This window comes from Candidatus Lariskella endosymbiont of Hedychridium roseum, from assembly GCF_964020185.1.
Classification (GTDB): domain Bacteria; phylum Pseudomonadota; class Alphaproteobacteria; order Rickettsiales; family Midichloriaceae; genus Lariskella.
Window position 1 is genome coordinate 1428398 of record NZ_OZ026538.1, and the last position, 18124, is coordinate 1446521.

General features: G+C 36.8%; 19 protein-coding genes. 7 read left to right on the forward strand and 12 right to left on the reverse strand.

The features are described 5' to 3' along the window. Positions 1–27: 27 nt before the first annotated feature. From AACK98_RS07215 to lon, 6 genes are all read right to left on the reverse strand, one after another. On the reverse strand, positions 28–306 hold the full coding sequence (locus AACK98_RS07215) for an IS1 family transposase (RefSeq protein ID WP_339040346.1): 279 nt from the start codon (positions 304–306) through the stop codon (positions 28–30). Beyond that, a complete protein-coding gene (locus tag AACK98_RS07220) occupies positions 269–433 on the reverse strand; it encodes a hypothetical protein (RefSeq protein ID WP_339040402.1) in 165 nt (54 codons plus the stop codon). Before AACK98_RS07220 ends, AACK98_RS07215 begins: the two co-directional genes overlap by 38 nt. Continuing rightward, complete coding sequence (locus AACK98_RS07225; protein ID WP_339041092.1) at positions 391–684, reverse strand: hypothetical protein; 294 nt, start codon at positions 682–684, stop codon at positions 391–393. The genes AACK98_RS07220 and AACK98_RS07225 overlap by 43 nt, the downstream gene beginning before the upstream one ends. A gap of 129 nt (positions 685–813) precedes the next feature. After that, positions 814–1716, reverse strand: coding sequence for a peptide chain release factor N(5)-glutamine methyltransferase (gene prmC / locus AACK98_RS07230; protein ID WP_339041094.1), 903 nt, complete (start codon positions 1714–1716; stop codon positions 814–816). A 231-nt stretch (positions 1717–1947) separates the two neighbouring features. Then, positions 1948–2961: a zinc-binding dehydrogenase gene (locus AACK98_RS07235; RefSeq protein WP_339041096.1), complete on the reverse strand. Its 1014-nt coding sequence runs from the start codon at positions 2959–2961 to the stop codon at positions 1948–1950. 14 nt (positions 2962–2975) lie between these two features. Further along, positions 2976–5387, reverse strand: a complete 2412-nt coding sequence (gene lon, locus AACK98_RS07240; protein WP_339041098.1) for an endopeptidase La — start codon at positions 5385–5387, stop codon at positions 2976–2978. A gap of 98 nt (positions 5388–5485) precedes the next feature. On the opposite strand from lon, the gene AACK98_RS07245 reads away from it, so the two are divergent. The 4 genes from AACK98_RS07245 (at position 5486) to AACK98_RS07260 (ending at position 9505) form a co-directional block, all read left to right on the forward strand. Beyond that, a complete protein-coding gene (locus tag AACK98_RS07245) occupies positions 5486–6013 on the forward strand; it encodes a hypothetical protein (RefSeq protein ID WP_339041100.1) in 528 nt (175 codons plus the stop codon). Continuing rightward, on the forward strand, positions 5997–7769 hold the full coding sequence (gene mrdA / locus AACK98_RS07250; RefSeq protein ID WP_339042669.1) for a penicillin-binding protein 2: 1773 nt from the start codon (positions 5997–5999) through the stop codon (positions 7767–7769). The genes AACK98_RS07245 and mrdA overlap by 17 nt, the downstream gene beginning before the upstream one ends. After that, positions 7759–8409, forward strand: coding sequence for a heme ABC exporter ATP-binding protein CcmA (ccmA, locus tag AACK98_RS07255; protein WP_339041102.1), 651 nt, complete (start codon positions 7759–7761; stop codon positions 8407–8409). The genes mrdA and ccmA overlap by 11 nt, the downstream gene beginning before the upstream one ends. Positions 8410–8572: 163 nt before the next feature. Continuing rightward, positions 8573–9505 (forward strand): Rpn family recombination-promoting nuclease/putative transposase, encoded by a 933-nt coding sequence (locus tag AACK98_RS07260; RefSeq protein WP_339042671.1) that lies wholly within the window; start codon positions 8573–8575, stop codon positions 9503–9505. 364 nt (positions 9506–9869) lie between these two features. Here the strand turns inward: AACK98_RS07260 and AACK98_RS07265 are convergent, their stop codons facing one another. The 5 genes from AACK98_RS07265 to truA all read right to left on the reverse strand — a co-directional run bounded on the left by AACK98_RS07265 (position 9870) and on the right by truA (position 16327). Further along, positions 9870–10553, reverse strand: coding sequence for a flagellar hook assembly protein FlgD (locus AACK98_RS07265; protein ID WP_339041104.1), 684 nt, complete (start codon positions 10551–10553; stop codon positions 9870–9872). Between the two features lie 50 nt (positions 10554–10603). Then, positions 10604–11728: a flagellar hook-length control protein FliK gene (locus AACK98_RS07270; RefSeq protein ID WP_339041106.1), complete on the reverse strand. Its 1125-nt coding sequence runs from the start codon at positions 11726–11728 to the stop codon at positions 10604–10606. Positions 11729–11870: 142 nt separating this feature from the next. Continuing rightward, complete coding sequence (hemB, locus tag AACK98_RS07275) at positions 11871–12869, reverse strand: porphobilinogen synthase (RefSeq protein ID WP_339041108.1); 999 nt, start codon at positions 12867–12869, stop codon at positions 11871–11873. Between the two features lie 7 nt (positions 12870–12876). Then, positions 12877–15480, reverse strand: coding sequence for a DNA mismatch repair protein MutS (gene mutS / locus AACK98_RS07280; protein WP_339041110.1), 2604 nt, complete (start codon positions 15478–15480; stop codon positions 12877–12879). Between the two features lie 85 nt (positions 15481–15565). Then, complete coding sequence (truA, locus tag AACK98_RS07285) at positions 15566–16327, reverse strand: tRNA pseudouridine(38-40) synthase TruA (protein WP_339041112.1); 762 nt, start codon at positions 16325–16327, stop codon at positions 15566–15568. 129 nt (positions 16328–16456) lie between these two features. On the opposite strand from truA, the gene rpsU reads away from it, so the two are divergent. From rpsU to AACK98_RS07300, 3 genes are all read left to right on the forward strand, one after another. Beyond that, a complete protein-coding gene (rpsU, locus tag AACK98_RS07290) occupies positions 16457–16648 on the forward strand; it encodes a 30S ribosomal protein S21 (protein ID WP_339041114.1) in 192 nt (63 codons plus the stop codon). A gap of 208 nt (positions 16649–16856) precedes the next feature. Then, on the forward strand, positions 16857–17270 hold the full coding sequence (locus AACK98_RS07295; protein WP_339041116.1) for a hypothetical protein: 414 nt from the start codon (positions 16857–16859) through the stop codon (positions 17268–17270). Then, positions 17192–17566, forward strand: a complete 375-nt coding sequence (locus tag AACK98_RS07300; protein WP_339040222.1) for an IS1 family transposase — start codon at positions 17192–17194, stop codon at positions 17564–17566. The genes AACK98_RS07295 and AACK98_RS07300 overlap by 79 nt, the downstream gene beginning before the upstream one ends. Positions 17567–17660: 94 nt before the next feature. Here AACK98_RS07300 and AACK98_RS07305 read toward each other — a convergent pair whose 3' ends face one another. Beyond that, positions 17661–18080 carry a hypothetical protein gene (locus AACK98_RS07305; protein WP_339041118.1) on the reverse strand — a complete coding sequence of 140 codons (420 nt, stop codon included), beginning with the start codon at positions 18078–18080 and terminating at the stop codon, positions 17661–17663. Positions 18081–18124 lie beyond the last annotated feature (44 nt).

Sequence of the window (18124 nt, forward strand, 5' to 3'; positions counted from 1 at the left end):
TGTGATTTGTAAAATATAAGAGAGTTTTCACATAAAGATAGATAATAGCTGTTCTTGATATTGTTTGAATATTTGTGTAATAGTAAGAGCGCACCAAAGCTTGATGGATCCGTATACCATTGACTCTTTTTTAGAAACGATTTTAGTGCGCCGTGTCATTCGGCATAAATGATGTCGCGTGTTGCTATTATCTCTCTCGATACATACTGTGCCAGACTTTCCAATTGTATGACGCTCTTTGGGTAAAATTTTAGAAAAAGCATCCCAATCATCCGTATAAAAATGACATTCTTTCAGATGACTCACTTTTTGTAGAGCTTTTGGAATGTTGCAGTATCACGATTGCCTGTAACCCAGGCAACTGTTCTCCTTGTACTACGATCAACTGCCTTAATGATCCAAAGCTTGTTTTTTTGAACCAATAAAATGCCACATCTCGTCGAATTCCATCTCCATAATATCCGAAGAGACAACTGGCTCCTGAGTCTTGCCCATCACCTCTACTACCCAGCGATAAATTATGGACGGCGAATGCCATAATATCTTGCCTAACATAGAAAAAGAGCCATTACCAAGACTATATAGCATAACGCATAATGCTTTCTTAACAGCTGTTTGAGGCTTCTTGCCCAGATCGCCCTCAACAAAATTTAGAACATGATCTGCACTTATAACGCTGTACACCCCCTCACAATGCCATTCTTTACAAAGATATCAGAGCAACATCCCTTACAACAAACCATAAAACCACTCTTTAGTTTTTAAAAAAGTGATCATATCATACTTCTATCTAATCGTGAAAACTCTCAAATATTATACATTCGCCGAAAAAACTATAAGCCGCTCTATTCCAGCAAGATCCTTTACTACCTCTAAATTCTTTAAATTATTCTGCTCTATGATTTTCACAACCTTTGCTGCTTGGTTATAGCCGCATTCAAACATTCCAACCCCTTCTTTCTTTAAGAATTGCGATGCCTCTTGCGCAATTTTTATGTAGTGCGAAAGCCCACTGCCATAGTCAGTTAAGGCATTTTCTGGCTCATAACACCTTACACTTTCAGATAACTTATGAAATTCATCAATTGCTATGTAAGGTGGATTTGCAAGTATAATATCGAATTTTATTCTCGGAACGCTAGCAAACCAATCACTTTCTACAAATGTTACTCTTGATTCAAGCTTCAGATTACCGCAGTTAATCTTTGCAACGTTTATGGCATCAATAGATATGTCAGTTGCTATCCCTGAGCTATTTTTGAAAATATCAAGCAGCGAAAGTATGATGCACCCGCTTCCCGTTCCAAGCTCTAAAATCTTCAGATCTCTGTCACAGCTCTTAAAGTAGCGCATAGCAACTTCTATAAAAAGCTCAGACTCTGGCCTTGGAATTAAAACTTTTTCGCTTACGACAAAGTCGTGTTCCCAGAATGCTTTTCTTCCCATTATATAAGCCATGGGCTCTCCTTGAAGCCGCCTGTTTAGTAGTGCATAGCATACCCTTGCCTCATAATCACTGGCCATCTGGCAATGTCTTCTTAGCAAGTCCTCTCTACTTTGGATGTTTAATGCTTGCATTACAATGAGCTCAGCATCAATAGCAGAGCCTGCTATATTGAATTCGTTGCTTTCTATAGTTTTTTTAAAAGCAAGTGTTAGTTCTGCTCGACAAATTTGTAGCAGCTCAACTATGCTTAGGCCCCTTTCAATATACATCTAGTATTAATTTTATAATTCTGCACCTTTAATAGGCGCTGCTCACCAGAGTTAATAACAGATTTTTCTCGGTGATACAAAGAGGTATACTCGTAATATCATTCAAAATTGTCACCTAAAAAAAGACCACTTGTTATGTATTAATTATACACGTCCCCAAATTCTTCCTAGCTCTTTTTAAAGCCTCATACCAATGCTTCATTTACCTGCGGTATATTTAATAATTTGCCTCTAACGTACTGTCAGCACCACTTTACCTATATTCTTTCTACTTTTAATCCTATCATATGCAAGCTTTATATCATCCAGTTTGAACTGACTATCTATCACAACATGAACATTTTTTTCTGTAATAAGTGGTAGAAGATTTTTCATTGCTCCATGAAATAGCTCAATCTTTTGTTCTATTGGCTTTGACTTCAGTGTTGAACCGATCAGTGTGAGGTTCTTAAGCAATAATCTTCCCACACTTATCTCAGCCTTTAGAGCAGACATGGTAGCGATTGAAACTATCTTTCCATACTCTTTAAGAGCTTTTAAATTTTTTTCTAAATACTCTCCGCCAAGTATATCCAAAATCAGATCTACACCACCATCTTTTCTTATTATTTCGTGAAAATCATCTATGTACGAAAGGAGATGCAAGTTTTGCTTAACAAACGCCTCTTGTTGGTTATTTTTATAGATATCATGGAATATGTTGAGTTTTTCTGCGCTGCTTGCAGTAGTATAGACTTTATAACCAGATGCGAGTGCGAACTGTACGGCAAGAATCCCAACGCCACTTGAGCCGCCGTGTATTAATACAGAGCCATTTAATTGCTGATGCCTTGTCAGTCTCTCTATAGATGGCACTTCAAGCTTTCCAAGCTTGTATAAATTAAGCCAAATAGTAACAATAGCTTCTGGAATGCTAGCGGCTGTAACAAAATCAATTGCTTCTGGAATTTCAAATACCATTGATCTGTGCGCAGGCACATATTCAGCTTGTCCGCCCTTCTTTAGCAGAGCCATAACTCTTTTGCCGGTTTTCATACAAAAACCTGACACCTCAAGTCCTGGTATTTCAAGCTTGGATTCCGAAGAAAAACTTTCCCTGCTTTGATACATTCCATGCACTTGCAAGATATCTGCTCTGTTGAGGCCGATTGCCTCAACTTTGATTAAGATCTCTTCTGCTTCTGGAATCGGCAATGGGGCTCTGCCCAAGCAAATGTCATAATCCTTTATATATGCGCATTTCATGGGCAACTTTCAGATCAATGAGAAGAGATACGAACTTCTTCAATACGATGAGGCGTCTGAGCGGAGATCAGATTGCCCATACCTCCTGAAGGATCGTTTTGTTTAAATGGCTCTGTTAGTGCGATATCAAGCGCTTCTTTTAGTGAGCTGATAGGAACAATCTTCATGCCAGATTTCACTTTTTCTGGCACTTCTTCAAGATCTCTAACATTTTCATTTGGAATCATTACAGTTTTAATGCCACCACGCAACGCAGCAAGCAGCTTTTCTTTCAAACCACCAATTGCAAGCACTTTTCCGCTTAGTGTCATTTCGCCCGTTACAGCAACATCGTTACGCACTGGAATACCAGTCAGGGCAGATGCGATTGATATACACATACCAACACCAGCAGAAGGCCCATCTTTGGGGGTCGCACCTTCTGGAACGTGGACATGCACATCCACATCTTTGAAGATCTCAGGTTTAATTCCGAATTCAACGGCATTAAATCTGACATAACTTACAGCAGCTTGAATAGACTCTTTCATGACGTCACCTAGCTTTCCTGTAATCTTCATTTCACCCTTCCCTTGGAAGACAAGAGCCTCAATTGCTAGCAAATCACCACCAGCTTCAGTATATGCAAGACCGTTAGTAATCCCAACCCTTGAGCCTTTAGTAGTTTCACCTATAGTGTGCTTTATGGGTCCTAGAAAATCCTTGATATTATTTTCATCGACTCTAACTTGAAAAGCTTTATCGTCAGATGACATAGATTTTCTTACTACTTTTCTGATAACTTTCGCAATTTCCCTATCCAGGCTTCTTACGCCGGCTTCATGCGTGTAATGCCTAACTATTTTTAAGATTGCAGAATCATCCCATGATATTTCATTTTCCCTCAAGCCATGTGCCTTAGATTGTTTTGGGATTAAGTGCCTTGCAATCTCAAGCTTTTCATCTTCTGTATAACCTGAAAGCCTAATGACTTCTAATCTATCTATAAGTGGTCTTGGAAGATCCATACTATTTGCAGTTGCCACAAACATCACTTTTGACAGATCATAATCCTCTTCTAAATAGTGATCGTTGAAGGTTTTGTTTTGTTCAGGGTCTAGTATATCAAGCAGCGCAGATGCAGGATCTCCTCTAAAATCATGACCCATCTTATCTATTTCATCTAATAGCATAAGAGGATTGCTAGTTTTTGCCTTCTTAAGGCCCTGAATCAGTTTACCAGGTCTTGCCCCTATGTAAGTTCTCCTATGCCCCTTGATCTCCGCTTCATCTCTGAGGCCACCAAGTGAGATCTTTACAAAGCTTCTTCCTGTGGTCTCGGCAATAGATTTTGCAAGTGAAGTTTTACCAACACCTGGCGGCCCAACAAGACATAAAATAGGGCTATTCAAGTCATCCGTACGCAAGTGTACGGCTAAATACTCAAGTATTCTCTCTTTGACCTTCTCAAGGCCATAATGCTGTTGATCCAAAAGCTCAGCAGCAGCCTCTAAATCTTTCTTGATAGGTGAGAATATTTGCCAAGGAATTGTAAGCAACCAGTCAAGATAGTTTCTAATGACCGTTGCTTCTGAAGAGATTGGATTCATCATCCTAAGTTTTTTTAACTCAGATTCAGCACGCTTTCTTGCTTCTTTTGAAAGTTTGGTGCGCTTAATCTTCTTCACTATATCATTAAATTCTTCCTTAAAATCCTCTTCTCCAAGCTCTTTATGAATCGCTTTGAGTTGCTCATTTAAGTAATAATCTTTCTGATTTTTTTCTATTTGATTGCGAACTCTGGTCTTAATTCTATTTTCCGCCTTTAGCAGCTCTATTTCAGCATTTATGAAAATCAGCAAGCGCTCTAATCTTTTTCCAACATTATTGGATTCAAGCAAAACCTGCTTCTTCTCGACAGGAAGCAATAAATGTGAGCTAATTGCATCACAAAATGCCGCGTCATCAGCAATTTTATTGATATTTGATACAACTTCTTCGCTAATGCGTTTATTTATTTTAACATACTCAAAAAACTGCTCAAACAAAGATCGTCTAATTGCTACCGCCTCTTTAGTGCTATTATCATAAAAAACATCCTCAAAAGAGGTGACTTCAGCTATTAAACAACTATCTTCAACCTCATACTTCAATACTTTTACTCTATTTACGCCTTCTACAAGTATCTTTATTGTTGAATCCTGCAACTTCATAAGTTGTAAAATCTTTGCCAGGACACCTACTTTATATATTTCTTTAAACTTCGGATTATCTTTGTTTGGGTCTTTTTGTGCAACAAGCAATACACTACCAGTAACCGCAGCTCTCTCTAGAGCCTTAACAGACTTGTCTCTCCCTACAAATAAAGGAACTATCATTTTTGGAAACATCACCAAATCACGCAGCGGCAATACTGGGTACATATCATGCCCTATTTTTATATTCATAATAACTTTGCCTTTTATTCTTTGATTCATTAATATATGTCCCAAACATAAGATTAACAAGAGTCATATGCTTTTTTATTTTTCTGAATAAACTCAACATGTACGCAATAGTCCCTAGCTTAACATCTAAAACAAATATGAGATGGAAGATAAAATGTAAGGCATACATTTTGATCATGCTGCAGATATTAGTCTTATATCTACCTCTTTCACCAGAATTACATTTTAGCATATTAGGTGTATTAATGATTAGTATATTTTTCCTTGCAACATGGAAATCAGCAATTGGATATACTGAGCTTGCAATATTTGGATTTATAAAAGATTTAATAGCTGGTCATAATGTCGGGTGCTCTGCTATAGAATTTGTAATTCTGCTTGCGATGGGGGATGCTATTCGGAAAATTACAAACGATAGAAGTGCAACAACAGCCTTTATCTTCTTCACTATTTCTATTACTATTGTAGCTACCCTACATGAGGTAATGTTAAGCTTCATCTATAGACAGATAGTATTTAGTATTAAATATTGGCAATTTGTTGTCCTCTGCCCTATATTTCTTTATGTGCCAATGCACATTATGCTCACAAAATGTATGAAGCTTGAAGATGCGCGACAGGCATAATAAAACACGAATTTTCTCACGTAGAGCTCTAATTATCGGCGCGATCAAAACTGCGATGCTAGGAGGACTTTGCTCAAGATATTATTATCTACAATTAATTGAGTCAAAGAAATATGAAGTACTAGCAGATAATAACAGAATAAAATTAATAATCACAGCGCCACTGAGAGGAGTGGTTCTAGATCGTAATAATAAAGAACTTATAAGCAATAAACTATCGTACAAAGCAGTTCTTGACAGTGTACCACAAAAGAGAGCAAAGCAAATTATTATCAAGCTATATGAAATTTTAGGAATTAAACATCAGATCTCAGATAAAGCAATCGAGAATATAATGCGAAACCTTTCAGAGCGTGGCCAAACTGTAATAATGAAGAACATAGTATGGTCTGATATAGCAAAGATAGAAGAATCTGTTGATTTATCTGGAATCGAGGTAATAAGAGAACAAAAGAGGATATATTTAATAGGAGATGATATAGCCCATATTACAGGCTATATATCAAAACCGAATGCTCAGGAGGTGTCAAACGCAGCAATTAAAAATTATCAAGAATTTCAAGTTGGGAAAAATGGTGTAGAAAAAACTTTTAACCAAGATCTGCTTGGTACACCAGGAAGCAGACGTATAGAAGTTAACTCACTTGGAAAATTTGTGAGAGAAATATCAATTGATAAATCAATCCCTGCAAATGCACTTAAGTTGTCTATCTCTCTTGAAGTACAAAAAATAGTTGCAAAATACATATCACAAATATGTGCAAGTGCTGTATTACTAGATATTAGAAGTGGTGAGGTGATTGCCATGCATTCAACTCCCTCATACGATCCAAATAAATTTGTGGGAGGAATATCACTAAAGGATTGGAAAGAAATACATAACAATCCTGAACATCCATTAATAAATAAAGCTATATCAATACCATATCCTCCTGGCTCAACTTTTAAAATTGTTACAACGCTTGCAGCACTACAAAATAATCTAGATCCAAATAGAAAAATTATGTGTTCTGGTTCATTTAGTTTAGGAGGCCGTATTTTTCGTTGCTGGAAAAAAGGAGGGCATGGCCTTGTAAATATGGAAGATGCCATTGCAGGATCCTGTAATGTATACCTTTACACAATTGGACTGCAAGTCGGAATAGGAGCTATCGCACAAGCCGCAGGACTGCTGGGACTTGGGCAAGTAAGCGGTATAGAGCTACCATTTGAGAATTCTGGTGTGATACCAGATCGTAATTGGAAAAGACAAAGATTTGGGCAGACCTGGCAACAAGGTGATACTGTGAATGCATCAATAGGACAAGGGTATGTTCTTGCTACTCCAATCCAGATAGCAACCATGATGGCAAGAGTTGCTAGCGGCACAGCAGTTGCCCCTACAATCCTTCACAACAATGGAAATGAACAAGCAAAATCGCTTAATATCAGGAATTCACATCTTGATATTTTGCGTAGCGGCTTATATGGCGTTTTTAATAAACATTTTGGTGCCGCGTATACCAAGAGAAGAGTGTATAGAGATGGAATAAAAATTTCAGGTAAGACAGGTACTGCTCAAGTGATTGCATTAAAGAAGCAAGGTGAAAAACACGAGAAGGTACAGCATAGAGATCATGGTTGGTTCGCAGGATTTTTTCCGTCAGACTACCCTAAGTATGCTATTGCTGTCGTAGCAGAACATGGAGGTTGGGGGTCCCAAAGTGCCCTACCCGTGGCTTTAAATATTATTGGTGATTTTTTGGATGTTATATAACACTTTAACTCTCCTAGACATTGCCATCATTCGAAATCACTTTCATTTAGTTGAAGGACTAGGAGTAACTCTTTTTCCTGGGGCTATTTTACGCGTCATTGGAACAAATGGAGCGGGAAAAACTTCACTACTTAGAATAATAGCAGGTCTTGCAGATGCAAACGCTGGACAAGTAATATGTAACCAAGTTGATATTCGACTTGAAATACATACTTATTATTCAATGGTAAATTATATAGGACATCTAGATGCGATAAATAATGAACTAACAACTCTGGAAAACATTACATTTTGGACAACTATTTACAATTCAATCGAGACGCTTGATGCTGCTATTAGCCATATGGAACTACAAAATTATCTTGATATACCTGCTGCGAAATTATCTAAAGGACTGAGAAAAAGAGTTGCACTCACAAAGCTTTTAGTCTCTCCCAAATGTTTTTGGATACTAGATGAACCATTTGCAAACCTAGACGCTCTTTCTACAGAGAGATTGTGTAATATGATAGCAGCAAAAAGCTCACAAGGCGGAATAGTTATAATTTCTTCCCACAAGGAACAAGATGCATTATCCGAAAGCAATGTAATAAACAATCACCATGTATCAAATTTATTTCTCGCACAATTCACTCATTAGTCTATCCGGTGCATTCTAGTTTGAAGTGCGACAATCTATCGTGCAGCCAGGAGAAGTGAAATGTGCAAAAATTAGAACAATTCCTAGATATTTTCTGCATTTCAAGCTAGAATGTGCAGTATGCGTTTATCATAATCAAACATTGCATAAAAAAGCAAAAAAAATGTCACTTTCCAAATATCTAGATCCTAAAAATGATGTTGCGTTTAAGAAGATCTTTGGCACTGAAAAGAACAAGGATATTCTGATACATTTCATTAATGATGTTTTGGAAATGAGAGGGCTAAATGAGATCCAGTCTGTGGAGTTCTTAAGTCCTGTTCAGGATCCAGAAATTGCATATCAAAAGCAGTCTATTGTTGATGTCCTTTGCAAAGACGCAAGCGGCGTTCAATACATAATAGAGATGCAGATCTCTCCAAGCAAAGGTTTTGAGAAAAGAGCGCAGTATTATGCAGCTAAAGCTTACGGGCGTCAAGCTACTAGAGGATCTGACGGAATGGGTTTTTACTGCAATTTAAAGAAAATAATCTTTATAGCAATTCTAGACTGCGTACTATTTCCAGAGAAAGTAAGTTATAAATCAGACCATATTATTCTAGACAAAGTTACTTACGAAAATGACTTAAAAGATTTCTCATTTACGTTTATTGAACTGCCAAAGTTTAAGAAAAAGCCAGGAGATAAGCTAGATAATATTTTGCAAAAGTGGTGTTATTTCTTTAAGTATGCAGATCAAACATCTGAGTCTGATTTGCAACAGATAATAGAAAGCGATTTAATAATCAAAAGAGCGTATGAAGCTCTGGATCAATTTGGTTGGTCAGAGCAAGAGTTGCTGTCATACGAAGAGCAGCAAAAACGTATCCTAGATCACCAATCTATGCTAGACGCAGCTCTGGATAAAGGAATGAGTATAGGTCTTGAAAAAGGTAAAGCAGAGGGTAAGCTAGAAGGTATAGCCGAGGGTCTTGAGAAAGGCAAAAAAGCCCTTGCTATGCGCTTGCTGGCCAAGAATGCTGATATACAGTTCATTTCAGAAGTTACAGAACTTGCTGAAGCAAAAATACTTAAGCTAAAATTCAAGAAACTCTAAGTAGTATGTCGCGAATTATTATCGGTAATTTGTCTTTTAGCTTGTCTATCCGCCAAAAATTGATTTGCCGAAGCAATAAATTTTTGTGGAGAAGTGAAATGTGCAAAAATTAGCCCAGGACCTGGCCATGTGCTAATTTTTGGATATATTAATTGGTCCTGCGCCTAAAAACACTACTTTCACAAAATCCGTAAGGTTTTTGCATTTATTATAACATTTTCTTACGGATTAAAAGCGCTATTTTTGCGCTCCAAGCACTATTTCATGCTTGTTTCGAGACTTTTGGCGCGCGTACCACTTACGGTATATCCAGCAGCGCCATATTTAGACGATTTGCTAATTGTTTTATAATTAACAAATCGCGTTAAATACCAATTGTTTGATCTTTGCTAATTTTCTTACCATCTATAATATAAAATTGAGCATCATTACCAGCAGCCGCAACGACCAATTCTATTTGCCCTGAATTATACTTAGTTACACGCACATCTTTCCCAGTTTTATCGATTGCTGTGATGTCAAATATATACTTTCCATCTGGCAACTTCTCACCATCAAAATTGTTTCTTCCATTCCAAGTGAAAATACCCTCACCTTGTGCTGGCTGCTTGATATTTTCCTCGTACACTGGTGTGCCACTCATATCCTTAATAGTGATTTTCGCAGTTTCTATTCCATGTTCGGAATTTATGAAGTAATTGCAGCTTGTGCTCGAGCCAGTCATAGTAAATGTCCCATCTCCCTCATATTTGACAGGCTTTCCGATAAGCACTGCATTTTTTACGACTCCAAGATCACTTTTCATGCTTTGCAATTCTTCTACCAGCGTCTGCATTCCCATGGTATTTGCAAAGCTAGTCGCAATCTGCGCTATTGCTTGCGGATCCTGTTTTTCCATTGGATTGGGTGTGAGTGCTTTGATTTGCAGCTTCAGCAAATTTGCAAAATCATCACTATTCTTTTTGCGTATAGCTTCGTTTTTCTTACCGCTGTCTTCCTTAGAGTTGTGCACGTTTGCAACATCTTGAATTCCACTTACTCCATACATAATCTTACCTTATAAAAAATCAGATAAATATAAAACAGATAACAACTAATCTACACAACTATATTGACTCTATATTCTGCGATATTAATAGAATAAATGCTACCATAAGTTGCATCAAGCTCTTTTTCTAGCTCAGCATGCTCAAAGTTTGCTTTAGCATTCTGAGACTCTTCTCTATTTTGATTGCGGCCTTGTTGTTGATGCTCCTTTAAATCTAAGTTTAGTGATATTAATTTTGAATCTGGCATTGAAGCTTCAATACATGACTTAAGGTGCTCAATATTTTGAGCTATTGCGCTATATCCTTCCCATTTATCTGCAACAAGACTGACACTTACATTGTTATTTTCATTAGTGAAGATGATATCAAGCTGCCCCAGCTGTGGCGGAGTCATTTTCAGATGAGTAACTCCTTTATTTGCTCCCAAGCTTTTAGTCTTCAACATTATTTGTGAAACAACGTTGTGTTGGTCCTTGGTCTCTCTCTCTGTATGTTCAGTATATTTTAATGACACATTTTCCAGCGGCACTGTCACCTTCAATGTCTCTAAGAATTGGCTTTGTTGCAGCTCTGCTATCGAATCATGTTTTATCAAATGATAACTTTGCTCTGTGATTTTGCTAGCACTTATATCGGATTGTTTTAGTTCACCGATTTCTGCATTGTTCTTATCATGTTGTTCTGGCACTGCTGCGTGCCGCGCCGAAACACTAGTTTTTATTGGGATATACTGTACTGCTGAGAATGTAATCAGATCATTTGTTGCATTAGAAGAAGAAGGCTGAACATCAACTTCTAGATCTTTCTGTTGAGGTGGTTCTTGTATAATCATAGCATCGTGAATTGAATGATCTCCTATCATTGAGAGAGTGAGTGTCAGCATGCTTTGCGACAGATCAGAATTATTTTCCTTAGCGCCGATTGGCTCAACAACATCTTGCACTGCTTTTTCAGCATCACCTGTTTTTAAGTTTATTAATGGTGCTGAGATAAGATCTGTAGTCTTAGAACACTCTAAGCCTTCTTCACAAGTCTGACTAAACTTCTCTATCATAGCCTCAAGTACTAGAAGAAAGTCAGCTCCAAGCTCAGACCCACTAATTTTAGCATTAGAGTCTATAGTGCCTTCTGGCTTTAGATGAACACCGGCGGAAGTTGCAATTACATTAGACATACTAAACTACCAATAACAAAATTATCAAATCCTCGAGTGGCAATGCAAATTTTTAAGACAAACTAATATGTGCTACAGCAGCAAATCTTTAAATTAAAAATGCACTCTTTAAGATATATAGCTAGCAATATTCATGCCAACTTCATCTTTTTTGCATCAAATATTTTGCTATATCAAGCGCAGCATAGGTAATGATCGCGCTTGCGCCGGCTCTTTTCATTGCAGTTAAAGTTTCAAAACATGTACCTAGAAAATCAAAAATACCACGTTCAGCGGCGAGTTTGAGCATACTATATTCTCCACTTACTTGATATGCCACAAGTGGGATATTAAATTGATCGGACGCAAGCTTTAGAATATCAAGATATGGTAGTCCTGGCTTTATTATAATTGCATCTGCGCCTTGTGCTATATCTAATTCTATAGCACTCATAGCCTCTTTACTATTTGCACAATCCATTTGATATATTTTTTTATCTGCTTTTAAAAGCGTATTTTTTGACCCAACAGCGTCTCTAAAAGGTCCATAGAAGTTTGATGCGTATTTTGCAGAGTAAGATATGATTTGTGTATTATGGAAGCCCTTCATCTCCAGAGTCTCTCTAATTTTTCCTACTCTTCCATCCATCATATCGGAAGGTGCAATAGCATCGCAACCTGCTAACGCAAAATTTAGTGCTTGTGCGGATAAAACATCAATTGTCTTATCATTCAACACATACCCAGATTCATCTATTAAGCCGTCGTGTCCGTGGCTGGTATAAGGGTCTAGTGCAACGTCTGTAATCACACCAAGCTCTGGAATTGAGGACTTAATTTCTTTGATCGTCCTACAAATTAAGTTATCGTGGTTTAATGCCTCTTTCCCTTGAGGACATTTCTTGCTTTTATCAATATAAGGAAAAAGTATAACTGCGTTAATTCCTATACTCTTAGCATCATGCGCTATTTCTTTGGCAATGTCCTGAGTGACTCTATAGACTCCAGGCATAGATTCAATAGGTGTTTTTAGGCCATTACCTTCCTGTACAAAGATAGGCAAAATTAAATCATCAGTCTGAAGAGTATTTTCTCTAAAAAGCTTTCTGCTCCACTCTACTTTTCTATTTCTGCGCAGTCTAGTGCTTGGATATTGTTGCATCCCTCGGTTATACCAACTCTTTTAGTTCATAAAGTATAGATAATGCATCTTTTGGGGTGATTGCGTCAATATCAATATTGCCAATTTTTTGTCTGAGCTTATCGATTTCTTGAGCTTCTATATCTGATTTTTTATTTTGTATTGATAATATTGTATTGCGCTCTTTAGAGGTGAGCTCATTTAATATAGCAGCAGCTCTTTTTGTTACTTTTTGTGGCATTCCTGCAAGTTCTGCTACATGGACGCCATATGACTTGTCTGCCTTTCCGATTACTATCTCGTGCAAAAATATAACCTGCGAATTCCATTCCTTTACATTCATAGAATAGCATAGAAGCTTATCTATAATTCCTTCTAATTCTGTTAATTCATGATAGTGTGTTGCAAATAAGGTTCTGCTACCTAGATTATCATGTATATACTCAAGAACAGACCATGCGATTGCAACACCATCATATGTAGAAGTCCCGCGACCTACTTCATCTAATATCAGAAGCGAATTTTTTGTAGCGTTATTTAAAATATAGGATGTCTCAAGCATCTCAGTCATAAATGTTGACTGTCCAGCAGATATCTTGTCACCTGAGCCTATCCTGCTAAATAACTTGTCTACTACGCCGATTCTTACTGATTCCGCTGGAACGAAACTGCCGATTTGTGCCATAATTATTATTAGGGCATTCTGCCTGAGAAAAGTACTTTTTCCAGCCATATTTGGGCCAGTTAATAAAATCATATGACTATTTTCATTTATTAAGCAGTCATTTGCAATGAATTGAATTGCTGTATTAGACTCAACTATTGGGTGCCTTCCTTTTGTTATTGTAATATTCTGGCTGTTATCTACGCATGGTCTACTATAGTTGTTTTTTTTAGCAACATAAGCGAGAGTCGTAATAACATCCAGATTTGCAATGCTCTCTGCTGTTAAGAAAATTTCATCAGATACCTCAAGAGTTTTTGCGCATAGCTCCTGCAGCAGTTCCTGTTCTAAGTTTTTGATCTTTTCAGAAGACACTAGTAAATCTGTTTCTAGTTTTTTTAGTTCTTCAGTAGTATACCGAATCGCAGTACCTAGTGACTGCTTGTGTATAAAAATCTGATCTTGCATTTTCTGTGCGTTGCTTGGACTAACTTCTATAAAGTAGCCTATTATATTATTTCGCACCAACTTTAAGTTGTTTATTCCGGATATATTTTGGTATTTCGACTTAAGCGCTTCAATCGATTTCAGAGTTCCATCTTGAAGTGCATATAGCTGATCTAAATGTCTTGAATAACCTTTTCTCAAAAAACAAACGTCATTGGAACCGGATATAGCATCTGGTGCAAGTGCATTTTGTAGTGCGTCAAGTATATCTCCAAAAACACCGATTTGAGATATTAATGAATTAATACCATCTGTTAATTCTGTATTTGAAAATCTCAGTAGCTCTGCAATGTTTATTGCCACTCTCATGCTTAAGTTTATTGCGGCAAGCTCTCTTGGAGTAGCGCGGCCCGTCGATATTCTAAGAAGCGCTCTCTCTATATCATGAAATTTTTTAAGTTCCTCTCTAATTTCAGACATTATTGCATAATTATTAAAAAAATATTCCAAGCTATCTAGCCTTTTATTAATAGCGTCCGGATTTACAAGTGGAGAGGCAAGATATATATTCATCAGCCTTGAGCCTCCAGCCGTTATCGTCTTATTAATAATGCGCAGCAGCGAATTTTGCCTATTTGGAGCGCTTTGATCTATTTCAAGGTGCCGTCTTGTGACGGGGTCAATCATCATATAATCGGAATTTTGCACCTTTTTAGGTCTTGTCAGCTTTGGTAAATTTCCTTTCTGGGTGTGTTCAAGATATTCAAGCAATACACCAGTTACTACTATTTCATTTTTGGTAAATGAGCCAAGACCACTTGTGCTAGCAAGCCCAAAAAAATGTTTTACTCTGTTTTCGCTGCGATCATACTGAAATATACTTGCTGGACGCTGCGTAATTGTTCCACTGCTTTCTTGCAACATCTTGCTTACTGTTTCATCAGCAGTTAATTTGTCAGAAATTATGATTTCAGCTGGTGAAAGCCTAGCAAGCTCTGGTGAAAGTGATGCGAGCTCAACACTTGATACGCTAAAATCTCCAGTCGAAATATCAACACAAGCTATAGAAACTAAATTTTCTTGCACAGCAATTGCGCATAAATAGTTATTACTACCTGCGCTTAGCAAAGTTTCTTCTGTAAGAGTGCCTGGCGTTATAATCCTTGTTACTTCTCTTCTGACTACTGCTTTATATCCACGTTTTTTAGCTTCTTCAGGAGACTCCAGTTGTTCACATATTGCTATAGAATGACCATTCTTTAATAATTTATGTAAATAACCATCGCCAGCATGTGCAGGGACACCGCACATTGGGATGTCATTTCCTATATGCTTCCCTCTTGAAGTAAGTACTATGTCTAATTCCTTTGACGCTATAACTGCATCTTCAAAAAAGAGCTCATAGAAATCACCCATACGATAAAACAACATATATTCTCTATGCGCTTCTTTGATGCTGAAATATTGCTTCATCATTGGAGTTGTAGAGTGGCTTTCTTTCGAAAGTAAAGTAGTGTTCATATCTCTCCTTGTTCTTTCTCTTTATTATAAAAAATGCCAAATTAGAGTGACGAATACACTATCGGGCAGTGTTTTGTCAAAGATTTCAAGCATCATAGAATATTTTTGACAAATATAGACCGTATGCAGGTGCAGTTTCTGCGGCATTACTTCTATTTTTTGAAAGTAAGATTGTTTTTATGTCTTCATTATTAATCTTTCCACTCCCTACTTTGCGCAAGCAACCTGTGATAATCCTAACTTGATTATATAAAAATGACCTTCCTGCAATTGATATGCTAATTATATCCTGCTCTCTGCATACCGAAATGTAATCTATAGTTCGGATTGGTGATTTTGCTTGGCATGAAGTACCTCTAAAACTAGAAAAATCATATTTGCCTATTAATAAATTTGCTGCAGATTGTATCTTATCTATATCTAGATATTCTTTAACATGCCATGCTTTATTTTTTAATATTGGGCTAGGCGCTTCTCGGTTTAATATTTTGTATGTATACACTTTTTGTTTTGCGTCAAATCTAGCATGAAAACTATTCTCAACGTGTTTAACATCTACAATAGATATTTTATGTGGTTTTAAAAAATGGTTAATTGCGTTCCTTATTGCTTTTTCTTCTAAGCATTTTGTTAAATCGAAATGCGCAACTTGTCCAAGGGCATGCACTCCTGCATCCGTCCTGCCAGCCCCGTATACTGTGACATTCTCTCGCGTAAAACTATTTATAGCATTTTCAATGCATTCTTGTACGGAGCTGCTATGTTTTTGCTTTTGCCATCCTGAAAGACCTGTTCCGTCATACTCTACGATGATTTTATATCTGAAAAACATTGCTTTATTTTGCATTTTACGCAATTGACATATCGCTATTAATTACCTAAAATGTGATAGCTTGGTTCAGAGTTGGTTATTGTATTTGCAAGTAACACTCTGGTTTTATAAATATCAACATTTGCGGATTGGAGCGTAAGGTTCTTGGTACAGATCATAGTAAGATTCAATAACATAGATTATGCATTAAAAACTCTCAAGAAAAAGATGCAATACGAAGGGGTATTTAAAGTCATGAAGACGAAAAGAGCGTATGAGAAGCCCTCTGAGGCAAGAGTAAGGGAGAGGGCAGAATCTGTCAGACGCCGCAGGAAGCTTTATCGTCAATTTTCTTGAGTATACCAGCTGAGAAATGAAGGGTTAGTATTGTATTATACACATACAAAGGTTAAACCTAAAAAAAGTCTATCCGCCAAAAATTTATTTGCGCAGCAAACCCATTTTTGACGAATATACTGGCATTGCTAACCAAGAATAGATTTTGCTTTTAAATTCGCGTATATGTATACTGCCTTGATAGTAAGTTATATTGGAAGCATTATATATGTTAAGTTGTAAGCATTGTGGCAGCATAGGAAGCACAAAGAATGGCTATATTAAAGGTCGTCAGAGGTATAAGTGCCTAGAGTGTAAAAAGAGCTATAAGTCTGGAGATATGAGAGTAAAGTACAGCCTTAATAAAAAGATGAAGGTTGTTAGTATGTATCTGGAGGGAGTTGGAATTAGATCAATCCAGAGATTAGAAAAGGTCTCGAGTTCACTTATAATAAAGTGGATTAGAAAATTCTCAAAGCTTCTAAAACAAAGGCTGAATGATGTTACGATACCTGAGGATGCCAAGCAAATCTCAATTATTGAGCTGGATGAGCTTTTTAGTTATTGCCAAAAAAAACTAACAAAGTCTACATTTGGCTTGCTGTTGATAGGGACAGAAATAAAGTTGTTGATTTTGAAGTGAGCATTGTCAGGGATTTTGCATCCTATCTTCCGATTGCCATGCGATTACAAAGTAGCTACGAGATAGAGATATCATGCAGTGACCATTACGACGTTTATGAAAAATTTAGGATTGCTAAAAAACACTATTCTACTAAGGCAGAAACGTCTTTAGTGGAATCATTCAACTCATTAATACGGCACTATTTAGCCAGGTTTCATCGTAAAACCAAACGTTACAGTAAGGCCATAGATATGATCTATAACTCTATCCTAATGCTTTTTAATAAAGACTTGCTGATATCTATCTTTAGTTAGCAATGCCAATATACTAGATCAGTGTATCAATCTCTTTAAGAGTTTTGTATAAATATAAGGAGTTGAGCAATATTTATATAACCACCTTAGTTTTTTAAAGGTTGCTAAAGTAATCAATAGCTGCAAAGAACATATTCTGATCATATAATTCTTCATTTACATTAATTTGCATAGGATTGATCCGTTCGCCACTATCATTAAATCCTCTGTCTTGACTAAAATTTTGCTGTGGCTGTAAAATGGCAATATGTTCTCCATCATTTTGTTCTCTTTGTAAGAGAGTATCATACAACATTTCTGTTGTATCGATATCTATGTTATACATTCTTGCAATGTTTTCTGCCTCATTTATAGCACGAATTATAAAATGGAATTTAATGCTCATTAATAGCTGATATTTCATATTGTAATCGCTTTGAGCTTGAGCCTTAGGGTCAAGCGCCATTATTATTTTAGAAAAAGATGTTTGATATGGAGCTTGCATCAAATGTTCAACAATCGTGTTGATCTTCATAATTTTAGAGAGCTGTTTAGTTGCCAAAGAATAAATATTTTCTC

What these genes read in the sequence shown, in the direction of transcription:
- AACK98_RS07265 (WP_339041104.1), bottom strand. Translation starts at nt 10,553, where the DNA reads ATGTATGGAGTAAGTGGAATTCAAGATGTTGCAAACGTGCACAACTCT.
- AACK98_RS07270 (WP_339041106.1), bottom strand. Translation starts at nt 11,728, where the DNA reads ATGTCTAATGTAATTGCAACTTCCGCCGGTGTTCATCTAAAGCCAGAA.
- truA (WP_339041112.1), bottom strand. Translation starts at nt 16,327, where the DNA reads ATGCAAAATAAAGCAATGTTTTTCAGATATAAAATCATCGTAGAGTAT.
- AACK98_RS07235 (WP_339041096.1), bottom strand. Translation starts at nt 2,961, where the DNA reads ATGAAATGCGCATATATAAAGGATTATGACATTTGCTTGGGCAGAGCC.
- AACK98_RS07295 (WP_339041116.1), top strand. Translation starts at nt 16,857, where the DNA reads ATGTTAAGTTGTAAGCATTGTGGCAGCATAGGAAGCACAAAGAATGGC.
- mutS (WP_339041110.1), bottom strand. Translation starts at nt 15,480, where the DNA reads ATGAACACTACTTTACTTTCGAAAGAAAGCCACTCTACAACTCCAATG.
- lon (WP_339041098.1), bottom strand. Translation starts at nt 5,387, where the DNA reads ATGAATATAAAAATAGGGCATGATATGTACCCAGTATTGCCGCTGCGT.
- ccmA (WP_339041102.1), top strand. Translation starts at nt 7,759, where the DNA reads ATGTTATATAACACTTTAACTCTCCTAGACATTGCCATCATTCGAAAT.
- prmC (WP_339041094.1), bottom strand. Translation starts at nt 1,716, where the DNA reads ATGTATATTGAAAGGGGCCTAAGCATAGTTGAGCTGCTACAAATTTGT.
- AACK98_RS07245 (WP_339041100.1), top strand. Translation starts at nt 5,486, where the DNA reads ATGTACGCAATAGTCCCTAGCTTAACATCTAAAACAAATATGAGATGG.
- mrdA (WP_339042669.1), top strand. Translation starts at nt 5,997, where the DNA reads ATGCGCGACAGGCATAATAAAACACGAATTTTCTCACGTAGAGCTCTA.
- AACK98_RS07260 (WP_339042671.1), top strand. Translation starts at nt 8,573, where the DNA reads ATGTCACTTTCCAAATATCTAGATCCTAAAAATGATGTTGCGTTTAAG.
- AACK98_RS07305 (WP_339041118.1), bottom strand. Translation starts at nt 18,080, where the DNA reads ATGAAGATCAACACGATTGTTGAACATTTGATGCAAGCTCCATATCAA.
- hemB (WP_339041108.1), bottom strand. Translation starts at nt 12,869, where the DNA reads ATGCAACAATATCCAAGCACTAGACTGCGCAGAAATAGAAAAGTAGAG.